Here is an 11,814-nt window from a genome sequence, read left to right on the forward strand (position 1 = left end):
AACAATATCTTTTTCAATTCTCATTTCTTCTTGGTGAAGGTTAATTAGCGCATTTGAAATAAGGTGGAAAAACAAAATGGATGTAATGTCCAAAAAGAAAAGACACCTTAAGGTGCCTCTCTCCGACTTGAACCATTTCATTTCATACGAATCGGAATCTATCCGTATTACCATTACCCCTTTGTTATGAGTGTAAACACACACTATAAAGCAGAATCGTCTATATACACTAGATTGTTAGTTCACAAAAGACAAGAGATTTGAGATCAATATCGAAGTGACGCCACATCCCCTATAATAATTGATATGTTACGCCTTTTAAAAGAATCTGCTTTATAGAACGTGCCCACAAGTTATATTTTACTACATGTAATATTCATTTAGTGTATTTTTTAATGAATATGTATAATTACATAAACTGTATGAAAAAAAGAGAGTATACTCTAACATTTTGTAATAAAGATAAAGCCCGCTTACGGAATAGGGGGCTTTTCTTACTTTTTATAGATATTTATTCCAATTATATTATCAGATGAATCTAAACGAATATAAACGTCAGCTGATAAAAGGTGTGCATTATATATTCGTTGTTTATATGTTGATATCTCGAAGAGTTTTCCATTTAATTCACATTCTAGAATAATCATATCGCCATGTTCTTTCCAATTTATTAATTTAGCAGTTGTATTCATATAAACCTCCTCTGAATCATTTTATGAAAATTAATAGAGATAGTGTGAGAAAGGAGTTTATATAACAAAAAAAGACACCTTAAGTGTCTTTTTTGATTACTATAAAAGTCGTTGGATGAAATAGTTTTCTATTTTTATTTACGTGAAAACCCTTCTTCATCAAGGTATTCCGCAGCTTCTGGATAAGAGTTGAATGTACCGTCTAAGTTTACACCAGCGTACACGTTCCACATGTCATCCTCTGAAATAAGAGTAAGAATATGACCATCTTCGTTCTGCCATTCTTCTTCTTTTGCAGGTTCTACAGGTGCTACTACTTCTTCTTGTGATAGAAGGTCAATTGATTTCTCAATTACTGAACGTAACTCTTCTGCTGAAAACTCACGGATGTTAACCATACCCTTATCATCCGTTTTGTAACCTTTAATACCGCTTGCATACACAAATCCATTTCCATTTGGGTGTAAATGAAATACAACGTTCTTTTTATCTAAACGACTTTCTTCAAAGTGGAAGTTTACACGTTTTAATGATACGTTCTTTCTTTCTAGTTCTGGGAAAGATTCAATAATCGATAATTTTTCTTCAAAAGTTAGCATAGTGCCTCCAAGTATATAGTAAAAGATTTAATTTGTTCATTATAGCATAGTTGCAATTGTTTCCAAAGATAAGGGGGAAACTTTTCATTGAATACGTTTACGTCACGAGAATGTAAAAAGTGAGCTAACGAATGTATCTTTTTAGGTGTACAATGGAACATGGACTTTATACAAAGGTGGTTTTTTTATGTTTCAAAAAATAGCAAAGGAATGTTTAGCAGGATTTACTGTTGCGATTGTTGCGTTGCCACTTGCGATTGCATTTGGTATTGCTGCGACAGGAACGTCTGAGGGAGCGCTTGTTGGATTGTATGGTGCGATTTTTGCAGGTTTATTCGCAGCGTTATTTGGCGGGACACCTGGGCAAGTAACGGGGCCAACTGGACCAATTACCGTTATCGCAACAGGAGTTATTGCGACGCACGGGTTAGAGGCAAGTTTTATTGCCTTTATGATGGCAGGGTTATTTCAAATTTTATTCGGTGTATGTAAGCTCGGTTCTTACGTTCGATATATTCCGTATCCTGTCGTTTCGGGATTTATGAATGGTATTGCATTAATCATTATTTTAGGTGAAATAAAGCACGTACAAAATAGTTTTCTACTTGTTGTGTTAACGATTATTGTAATGATTGTTTCTGGTAAGTGGATTAAGGCGATTCCGTCTAGTTTAGTAGCACTAGTCGGTGTGACAGCTTTACTACCTTTATTTTCTTCCCTACTCGAAGGACTTACAGTAAATTTACCGATTATCGGAAATCTTTCATTAAATAAAGTAATTGAAAAGATTGGAACCATTCCAGAAGCGATGCCTACGCTTCATATTCCATCTTTAAGTGGAACAGGAATAGCAGCACTTATTTTACCAGCGCTTAGTATTGCTTTATTAGGATCGATTGACTCGTTGTTAACATCGGTCGTAATGGATAATGTGACAGGTACACGTCATAAAAGTAATAAAGAGCTCGTTGGACAAGGTATCGGTAATATGATGAGCGGATTGTTTGGCGGATTAGCAGGTGCAGGTGCGACTGTAAGGTCTATCGTGAATATAAGAAGTGGCGGTAAAACGGCACTTTCGGCATGTATGCATAGTGTTATCTTATTCATTTTTATTATGGGTCTTGGTTCGGTCGTACAATATATTCCACTTGCTGTACTATCAGGTATTTTAATTTTAACTGGTATTGGAATGTTCGACTGGGAAAGCATGAAAAAGATGCATGTCGCTCCTAAAGGTGATGTCGTTGTTATGCTCGTAACGATGATTGTGACGGTGAAGTTCGATTTAATGATTGCTGTTGCATTCGGTATTATTCTTTCGTTCATCATATATATGGTGAAATGTAAAGAACGTAAAACTTCTATCGTAAAAGAAAGAGAAGAAACGTATACGATTCAAGGACCGCTCTCTTTCTTATCAGTAGATCGTATTTTCTCTACTTTACAAGATGTGAAGTCACCGGTTGTTTTACGTATGAAAGATGTGCGTTATATGGATGTATCAGGAGCTATGGCATTATTAAATTTTGTTGAGCAATCAAATAAAGTAGGAGCAAGTGTAAAGCTTGAGCAAGTACATCCGAGTATTGAAAAAACAATCATAGTAATGGCAAGCGATGAACAGAAAGAACAATTGAAAATCTTAAGTGTTTAGATGGTAATTAGAATATCTCACAATTTTACATACATTATAATGTAGAGTTGTGGGATATTCTTATAATGTTTTTAGTAATATGTACTGCATTGATAGAGAAGAGTTCTTTTTGAGTAACGAAAACAGCTATAATGTGTACATATAATGGAAGGAATTAGAAATTATAGTGTGAAGAGATAGGCGTGAATTGGTTCTCTTTTCTATTTTGTAAAAAAAACCAAGTATTCAACCTATAATAAATTTGTTATGATAACCAATGGGATAAAGTGAATCCCTATCGTTTAAAACAATATGTTTGAGAGTATATGTATAAAAGAAAAGAGAAAAAATATGAATAAAACATTTGTAAAAGGAGCAGCGATTTTAACAATTACAACTTTTTTGTCGAAATTGCTTGGTAGTTTTTTTCAAATTCCATTACAAAATATTGCAGGAGATGAAGTGCTCGGTATTTTCCGCCTTGTTTTTCCTGTATATATGATTGCTCTTACATTATCGGTAGCCGGAGTTCCACTTGCAATTTCGAAACTAATTGCAGAGTTGAACGAAAAAAATAAGCAAAAGGAAATTGCGAAATTATTTAAATCAGCGTCAATTATAGGGCTAGCATTTGGCGTTTTCGGCTGTTTAGTCATTGTATTATTTTCTATTGAAATTGCAAATATGCTTGGTGGACAAGAAACTAGAATGCCGTTGCTTATTACTTCATTAGCATTACTCATTGCGCCATACATGGCGGTGTATAGAGGGTATTTTCAAGGTTTCGGTGATATGAAACCAACAGGGGTATCACAGGTCATTGAGCAATTTGTACGTGTGTTTTTTATGTTAATAATTGCTTACATACTAGTATCATGGGATAAGAGTAATACTGTTATTACTAGTGGTGCGATGGTTGGCTCTTTTCTTGGAGTCATTAGTTCGCTTATATATTTGCGTATAAAATATAATAGAAGTCCATACTACAATAAAAGCAATTCCTATTCGCTCCGAGATTTAAGAGAAAACGGCAAAAAGATATTGCGGGTATCGATCCCAATCGCTATCGGAGCTTTATCAATGCCACTTTTAAATTTAGTAGACTCGCTTACAATACCGCATGTATTACAAGGATCATCAACAGAAATTCAAGAACAATTTGGAATATACAGTCGCGGTTTTGCATTCACGCAAATAATTGTTATTTTTGCAAGTGCAATTGTATTTCCGTTAATACCACTCTTAACTTCCGCATTGGCCAAAAGAGATATAAATTTGGCGACAATAACAATTCAAAATACAAATCGACTAGCGCATGTTTTGACAGCACCGTTAACAATATGGTTGATGGCATTAACAGTACCGTTAAATGTCGGATTGTTCACAGACGTAAAAGGCAGTAGTATGTTAACAGTTATGATTGGCAGTTCGTATTTTACTGCGGTTATGGTATTATCAATAGGTGTTTTACAGGGCATTAATCGTTCTGCACAAGCTGCATGGATTGTTATTGGTGCGAGTTGTGTGAAAGTCGTGTTAAACATAATGTTCGTGCAGAAGTTTGGCATAGATGGAGCGGCGTATAGTACATTCATTACTTACGTATTGATTTGTATTGTAAATCATTTGTATATTCGAAGCTATATTGCCTATTCTATTCATTTAAAAAGCTTTTTTGGTGTGCTAGCAATAGCATCTATTTTAGGACTAGGATTGTATGAACTATTTAATGTGATAGATGTTACATCTTCAAGAATTATGACGTTATTATTCAGTGGTATAGCATTAAGTATTACAACCATTTTGTATGGTGTATGTGCTTTGAAATTAAAATGGATATCAATAAAAAAAATACCATTTTTGAAAAGATAAATATAGAAAATTAATTTTTTATTAAAATTCATATGAGCTGATAAAGAGGAAACTATGTAGGGTATTAAGTGTTTAGGTAAGGAATGGGTACCAGTTTATGTTAGATGAAATAAACGGTTACCTAGTTTTGGAGGAGATTTAGGGTGCGTTTAGTCTTATCAGGATATTATGGTTTTTATAATGTTGGAGACGAGGCGATTCTACAATCAATTATTGAATCGTTAAGTAAAGAGAACCCGGATATAGAACTAGTAGTACTATCAAATGATTCTAAATATACAAAGGAAATGTATGGTGTAGAATCGGTAGATCGCTGGGATATAAAAGCTGTTTATCATGCGATCAAAAACAGTGATGGAGTTATTAGTGGTGGCGGGAGCCTTCTTCAAGATCAGACAAGTACGAAGAGTATTCTATATTATACGGGTATTATGGGACTCGCTCGATTATTAAAAAAGCCGTATTATATTTATTCACAAGGAATAGGTCCAATTACAAAAGGATATAATCGTCTATTAGTAAAATGGAACTTGTCAAAAGCTTCCTATGTATCAGTTCGAGATGAGGATTCGTTTTTATATTTAAAAGGACTTGGCATAAAAAACGATATTGAAATTGTTCCAGACCCTGTTTTAACATGGAAACGGACAAAACAATCGGATTGGTTGCAAAAGCATTCGATACATGGAAAAGTAATCGCGGTTAGTGTGCGTTATTGGAATGCAAAAGAAGATTATATAAAAAAATTAGCTGCGGCATTAAAAAAATTAAAGCAAGAAGGATATCAAATTCTATTTGTTCCAATGCATGAGCCATTTGATCAAAAAGCTTCGCGTGAAGTAGTAGACTTAATGGGAGAAGAGACGTATATGCTTCCATATAAAATGGATATCGACGAGAAAATATTCATTTTATCACAATGTTCATTACTAATTGGTATGCGTCTTCATGCACTAGTTTTTTCTGCTGTAGCCAAAACTCCAATGGTCGGGATTTCATACGATCCGAAAATTGATTCGTTTTTAAGTCAAGTGAATCAGCCAGTTATAGGAAGTGTGGATGGCGAATGGAGTGCTGAATATTTATATGAAATTGCGAAAAAGCAATTAATGCAACAAGGAACTGTGCAGCAAGAGTTACAATTGACAATAGATGAGCTTCGGTTGCAAGGCAAACAGGCAACAAAGAAACTCATTGATCATATGGAAAAAGGCACTTTATTAAAAAAGTAAAGTGTCTTTTATTTTGTTTTGAATGTAATGAAAATTCTAATTAAAAAACGTTTTATTTTAATTCCTATTTATTATGCTAAAATGATTGTGAGTATTATATAATCAAATTTGTGATAATAAATTCGTAGATTACGAGGAGGATAACCTTGAAGACTTTTTCAAAAGGTATAACAGCAGTGGCATTAACGGGATCATTACTTTTAACTCCTATTTCAAGTTATGCGGCAAATGATGATATTACAGGACATATGTTTGAGACGCATATGCGCTCACTTATTACTAAAGGAGTTTTAATGGGGTATGGAGACAATGTATATGCGCCTGATAAATTAGTAACAAGAGCAGAGTTTGCTACATTCATAGCAAGGGCTTTAAATTTACCGAAAGCTGATTCGAATTTCGAGGATGTGCCGAAGACTTACGGTTTATATGATGGTGTAAGTAGAGCATATGGAGCGAAAATTATTAATGGTCGTACGAACGAGACATTCTCACCAAATGATGTGATTACACGTGAAGAAATGTCGATAATGGTAAAGCGAGCGTTAGACTATAAAAATATTAAAGTAGCTGTAAGTCCGCTTACCTTTACTGATAAAGATAGTATTAACTATAAAGAGCATGTGCAAGTTATGGTGGCTACTCAAATTATTAAAGGGTATCCAGAAGATAATACATTTAGACCACATTTATCAGCTACAAGAGGGATGGCTTCAGCTATGTTGGATCGTATGCTTCAGACGATTGAAAAAAACGGAAATAGCAATCCTGTAGAAACTAAGAAATATGTTGTGACAAATGTAAGAGAAAACGGAACAGAGCAAGAAGTAGAGCGCTATAATACGTATAAAGAAGCGGTTACGGCTGCTCAAAATAAAGGTATGAATGCGGTAAAATACGAGAACGAATTTTTATGGATTAAAGATGGTTTTGCAAGTGCGAAAAGAATAACTGGGCAAAACATCATTAATATTTATGATGAGAATTTGTCAACAGTATATACGTATATTCAGTATGGAACAGAATTGAAAGTGTTAGAAGTTGGCGAAGATCGTGTGAAAGTTCAACTTTCTGGTTTGACAGGTTATGTGAAGAAGAATGAAATCACTTTAATTCCTACAAATGAAATGAAACAGTCGTCTTATTATGTGAAATCAGATGGATATTTATACCATAAATATTATACATATAATACAAGTTCACCTGGATATACAGAATTTAGATATGGTGTGGCACCTTCTTTCATGAAGCAAGGACAGCAAATGTATAGTGTAGATGGAAAGACATTCGGAGACGAAACTTTCTATCAATATTTCAATTATTTATCATTACGTTCGAAAACAGATTATACAGCTGAACAACTAGATAGTTATGTGAAATCGATTAAGCCAGACTCTCCATTAATTGGTTTAGGAAAGAAATTTAAAGAAGTAGAAAGCAAGTATAATGTAAATGCATTATTCTTATATTCATTAGCAATTCATGAAAGTTATTATGGAACAAGCGCTCTTGCAAAAGACAAAAATAATTTATTTGGTTTAAAAGCAACAGACGATAGTCCATATGGTAACGGAGAAGCATTCAATTCAAAAGAAGATTGTATTGAACATGCAGCAAAATTATACATGAATGAAGGATATTTAAATCCAGGACATTGGCGTTATACAGCAACATATACAGGTGATAAAGCTGCTGGTTTAAATGCAAAATATGCATCTGATGCGAACTGGGGTAAAAAAGTAGCGGGGCACATGAACCGTTTTGATTCTTATTTGGGTAAAAAAGAATACAACAAGTATAAACTTGCACGTGTGATGAATAACGTGGAAGTGAAAAAGAATCCTAGTATATCAAATGAGCGACTGTATCGTTTAAATACAAATGCAGTTGTCACAGTTACTGGTGAAGAAATAATAAATGGAAAAGCTTGGGTTAAAGTTATTTCAGATAACCCTACTGTAACAGAAGCGTATATCGCAAAAGAAAGCTTAGAGTACGTAAAACATTAATTAAATAAAAAAGAAGGTGCTACTAATATTTCGTAGCACCTTCTTTTTATCCCGCATTAACGGGCAGTAATCCCCCACCTCAAAATTCAGTGGAAGCAAGGAAGTTAGGTGGGGGATGAACTGCCCGTAAAAGCCCGATTGGTTCAACTAATAATCAGTGGGGGATGAACAAAACCCCCACTGATTAAAGTTTCACTTTATTCAATTTCAAAATCAACAATGATATAAGCGAGAATAACAATGAAGAAAATACTAACGGCTGGCGCTGTTAATACGTGGCCAGATATAAAGCCAATGCCAAGTGATAGAATGAGTGTGCTCGCTAATAGCATATACTTTACGGTCATGATTTTCTTAAAGTTTGTGATCATGCGGATGAATAATTTAATACCAAAGTATAGAAGTGGTATTAAGTAAATAAGGAAACCGACAATTCCAAAGGCGAAAAATAGGTCATGGAAGTCCATTTCAATTAATTTAATTTTATCTGTGTAGTTACCAGCGTAACCCATTCCGAATAGTTTTTGTGAAAGCGGTGCGTCTTTATAGTACTGTTTGTATGTTTTTAAGAATTTGTCGCGATCACTGTAAATCAAACTTTTCATTTCAGAATCTGTAAGTTCACCTTTTGCATGTTTTTTTGCATCTTCTGGATCTTCTTTAATTACTTTTCCTTCTTTTCGATCTTTTTCTTCTTGTACTGATTTTTTGTATTCGTATATTTGCATGTGAATGCCCATATTTTTTGCGATAGGAGTATGCGGTGTAAGAGCAATTAAACCTCCTAGTATAACTGCGGCAACAACGGTATTTACAATATGTGTGAATCCTTTTCCTTCTTTTTTACGATTTATCATATATTCAATGAATGAGAAGAAAAGTGCTACGCCTAATGTAATAACAATTGCGCCATATCCGACTTTCGTTCCGACCATAATACTTGCATACATCGCAAGTATTGTTGGAATCCAGTAATATATTTTCGAGAAAGAAGTTGTTTTATGAATCGAATATAAGACAATGATTGGGAACATAATGGCGAAAAGAGAACTTAAATCATTTCCAGCGAAGAACCAACCTCTTGAACCGATTTTTGAATGAGGATAGCTTGGGAAATCCGTTCCAGTTTGCATTGCGACAATCATTGTGATGCTTAAAATTAAAGTTGCATATAAGAAATATGTAATGATTTTATGAAATACATACTCTTTATTTTTTAGCTCTTTAAAGGCGATAATATATCCAAACAGTAGCACAATTGGATATATGCTCTTTAAAATGAATTTAACTTCTTCTCCAAATGAAAATGGAGATTTAACCATCATATTATTTACAAGACCGATTGCGAGTGCGATTCCGAGTAAACATAAATAGAGGATGTACTTTTTCGCATCTTGTTGTTTGTGATGAAGAAGTAGGTATCCTAATGCAAGAAGCATAAAGGCGAAACGGACTACAACTCCAACTGTTGCGCTCATGTGTAGTATATAGATTGAAAAAGATGTTAATAAATCTAAAATTGGTTGAAACACAATGAATAGCAATAGGAAATGTGGGAAGTAGTTATCCGTTTGTTTCAACTTATTAACCATATGTTCCTCCAGTTCTTCATTCCTTTATTACAACACCCAAAAGATGGGTATAAAGCCTTTTTTACATAGTAAGGCGAATGAATTTCAATATTTGTTTTTTTATCAAACTTAAGAATACACCATTTCATTGTAATGGTAAATAGATGAAAAGCATGGATAAACCGACTTTAATTTCTATATTTTTCAACGGAATTGTATGTTTTATACGGTATATGTACAAATTGCGAGATTATTAGACAGAAAATTGAGAAAAAAGAAGGATTTTTCAATGGTTCTCTATAATTATATAAGTATAATCTTTATGGAGAAAAGAGGGGTATATATAATGGAAATAACAAGTAAAACAGAATCTGTCGTTGTGAAATATGAAGGCCACGTTGCAACGGTTATGGTCAATCGCCCAGAGGTGTTAAATGCGTTAGATGAGCCGACATTAAAAGAGTTATTACAAAAGTTGAAAGAAGTAGCGGAAAGTTCTGCGCATATCGTTGTGTTATGCGGGAACGGCCGTGGTTTTTCTGCGGGTGGGGATATTAAATCGATGCTTTCAAGTAATGATGAAAGTAAGTTTGATGGCATTATGAATACTATTTCTGAAGTTGTCGTGACGTTATATACGATGCCAAAGCTTGTTATTAGTGCAATTCATGGACCAACTGCAGGTCTTGGGTTAAGTATTGCGTTAACAGCTGATTATGTAATGGCGGATATATCATCTGTTATTGCGATGAACTTTATTGGAATCGCTTTAATTCCAGATGGAGGCGGTCATTTCTTCCTTCAAAAGCGCGTCGGTGAAAATATGACGAAGCAAATTATTTGGGAAGGCAAGAAATTATCGGCGAGCGAAGCGCTTGATATCGGCTTAATTGATGAAGTAATCGGCGAAGATTTCCAAACGGCTGTGAAGCAAAAAATTAATGAATGGTCACAAAAACCGATTAAAGCAATGATTCAAACGAAGCAAATTTTATGTGAAGTAAATCGCTCTAATTTAGAGCAAACATTGCAATTAGAAAAGCGTGGTCAATATGCAATGAGACAAACAGCGGATCATAAGGAAGGAATTGCTGCGTTTTTAGAGAAACGTTTACCAGCATTTAAAGGGGAATAAAGTTTGTCCATTCCTCACTGATTATTAGCTCGTTAATTCGGGATAAAGGGGAGAAAGTGCTAACACATTTTAGTATAATTGTGTTAGCACTTTTTTTAAGGAGTAATACATGAAGAAAATGATCGGTGTTATCACTATTATTTTGCTTACATATTCTGCTTTGCATAGTACACCATCTTTGGCAGTTCGGACTGCGTTGTTTTTTGAGGGACATCCAAGTGTTGCATTTTCTGACGGGGTGACGAAAGAAAAAGATGTGAAAAAAGAAGCGATTCCAGATGAGTATCAAACTCTATATGGTAAGGACGAAGACTTAGAGCACTATTTCTTTCCACATGTAAGAGCACATGGATCAGGAATTGATATGTTAAGTGCGTGCGTGAAGAAAAAATGGTTTTTCTATAAAGCAGAGCTCGGATGTTATTAAATATAGGAGGATGAATGATGTCAGCATATAACAAGTTAGTAAGAGATCGTGTTCCAGAGAAGATTTTAATGTCTGGAAAAACGTATACAGCACAAAAATTAACAGGTCAAGCATACATACAAGCTTTAGCGAAAATTGGAACAGAAGAAATTCGTGAATTTGCTTCTATGAAAGAACGCGAACATGCGCTAGATTCTCTTGCGGATGCGCTAGAAGTTATCATTTCATTAGCACGTGCAGAAGGTGCATCGATTGAAGATGTGGAACGCCTTCGTAAGAAAAAAGAAGTAGAGCGCGGTGGATTTGAAAGAGGTATTTATTTATTAGACGTTTCAGAAGAATAGTTTTATAGGAAAAGCATAGCGTTAATGAGTAACGCTATGCTTTTTTGTTGCAATGAAGCTAATAATGAAGAAGATAGCTGTTAATATCCAGCCGATTGTAATAGAAGTAGTAGTATGAATGGCATAAGAGATTTGTAAACAAAATAATGATGCTAAAAACCAAATGAGTGCAATGTGTATATATTTTTTTGATATATTCATATTTCAGGACTCCTTTTGTATACTAAAAAGAATTTTACTACAATTTAGAAAATTAAGCTATATAAGTAGAGGTTTTCTGGCGAATTTTGTATACTG

At 34.3% G+C, this 11,814-nt stretch carries 11 protein-coding genes; 7 read left to right on the forward strand and 4 right to left on the reverse strand.

Annotated elements, in window-relative coordinates; translation table 11 throughout:
* Window positions 1–494: 494 nt before the first annotated feature.
* Window positions 495–692, reverse strand: coding sequence for a hypothetical protein (locus MHH27_RS04890; RefSeq protein WP_098251222.1), 198 nt, complete (start codon window positions 690–692; stop codon window positions 495–497).
* Between the two features lie 134 nt (window positions 693–826).
* Window positions 827–1,291 (reverse strand): hypothetical protein, encoded by a 465-nt coding sequence (locus MHH27_RS04895; protein ID WP_000954998.1) that lies wholly within the window; start codon window positions 1,289–1,291, stop codon window positions 827–829.
* Window positions 1,292–1,478: 187 nt separating this feature from the next.
* On the opposite strand from MHH27_RS04895, the gene MHH27_RS04900 reads away from it, so the two are divergent.
* The 4 genes from MHH27_RS04900 (at window position 1,479) to MHH27_RS04915 (ending at window position 8,040) form a co-directional block, all read left to right on the forward strand.
* Window positions 1,479–2,948, forward strand: a complete 1,470-nt coding sequence (locus MHH27_RS04900) for a SulP family inorganic anion transporter (RefSeq protein ID WP_097846248.1) — start codon at window positions 1,479–1,481, stop codon at window positions 2,946–2,948.
* A gap of 330 nt (window positions 2,949–3,278) precedes the next feature.
* On the forward strand, window positions 3,279–4,799 hold the full coding sequence (locus tag MHH27_RS04905; RefSeq protein ID WP_098566615.1) for a putative polysaccharide biosynthesis protein: 1,521 nt from the start codon (window positions 3,279–3,281) through the stop codon (window positions 4,797–4,799).
* Window positions 4,800–4,942: 143 nt separating this feature from the next.
* Window positions 4,943–6,031: a polysaccharide pyruvyl transferase CsaB gene (gene csaB, locus MHH27_RS04910; protein WP_001241596.1), complete on the forward strand. Its 1,089-nt coding sequence runs from the start codon at window positions 4,943–4,945 to the stop codon at window positions 6,029–6,031.
* A gap of 146 nt (window positions 6,032–6,177) precedes the next feature.
* Complete coding sequence (locus MHH27_RS04915) at window positions 6,178–8,040, forward strand: S-layer homology domain-containing protein (protein WP_000847495.1); 1,863 nt, start codon at window positions 6,178–6,180, stop codon at window positions 8,038–8,040.
* 197 nt (window positions 8,041–8,237) lie between these two features.
* Here MHH27_RS04915 and MHH27_RS04920 read toward each other — a convergent pair whose 3' ends face one another.
* A complete protein-coding gene (locus tag MHH27_RS04920; protein WP_098566616.1) occupies window positions 8,238–9,632 on the reverse strand; it encodes an O-antigen ligase family protein in 1,395 nt (464 codons plus the stop codon).
* A gap of 301 nt (window positions 9,633–9,933) precedes the next feature.
* Here MHH27_RS04920 and MHH27_RS04925 point away from each other — a divergent pair, with 301 nt between their 5' ends.
* From MHH27_RS04925 to MHH27_RS04935, 3 genes are all read left to right on the forward strand, one after another.
* Window positions 9,934–10,746 (forward strand): enoyl-CoA hydratase, encoded by an 813-nt coding sequence (locus MHH27_RS04925; RefSeq protein WP_003269647.1) that lies wholly within the window; start codon window positions 9,934–9,936, stop codon window positions 10,744–10,746.
* Between the two features lie 109 nt (window positions 10,747–10,855).
* On the forward strand, window positions 10,856–11,173 hold the full coding sequence (locus MHH27_RS04930; RefSeq protein ID WP_000738198.1) for a hypothetical protein: 318 nt from the start codon (window positions 10,856–10,858) through the stop codon (window positions 11,171–11,173).
* Between the two features lie 17 nt (window positions 11,174–11,190).
* Window positions 11,191–11,517 carry a nucleoside triphosphate pyrophosphohydrolase gene (locus tag MHH27_RS04935; RefSeq protein ID WP_001277348.1) on the forward strand — a complete coding sequence of 109 codons (327 nt, stop codon included), beginning with the start codon at window positions 11,191–11,193 and terminating at the stop codon, window positions 11,515–11,517.
* A gap of 21 nt (window positions 11,518–11,538) precedes the next feature.
* Here MHH27_RS04935 and MHH27_RS04940 read toward each other — a convergent pair whose 3' ends face one another.
* Entirely contained in the window at window positions 11,539–11,718 is a 180-nt protein-coding gene (locus MHH27_RS04940) for a hypothetical protein (RefSeq protein WP_001027083.1), read from the reverse strand.
* Window positions 11,719–11,814: the final 96 nt, after the last annotated feature.

Source organism: Bacillus sp. FSL L8-0152, from assembly GCF_038006365.1.
In the GTDB taxonomy this organism is placed as follows: domain Bacteria; phylum Bacillota; class Bacilli; order Bacillales; family Bacillaceae_G; genus Bacillus_A; species Bacillus_A cereus.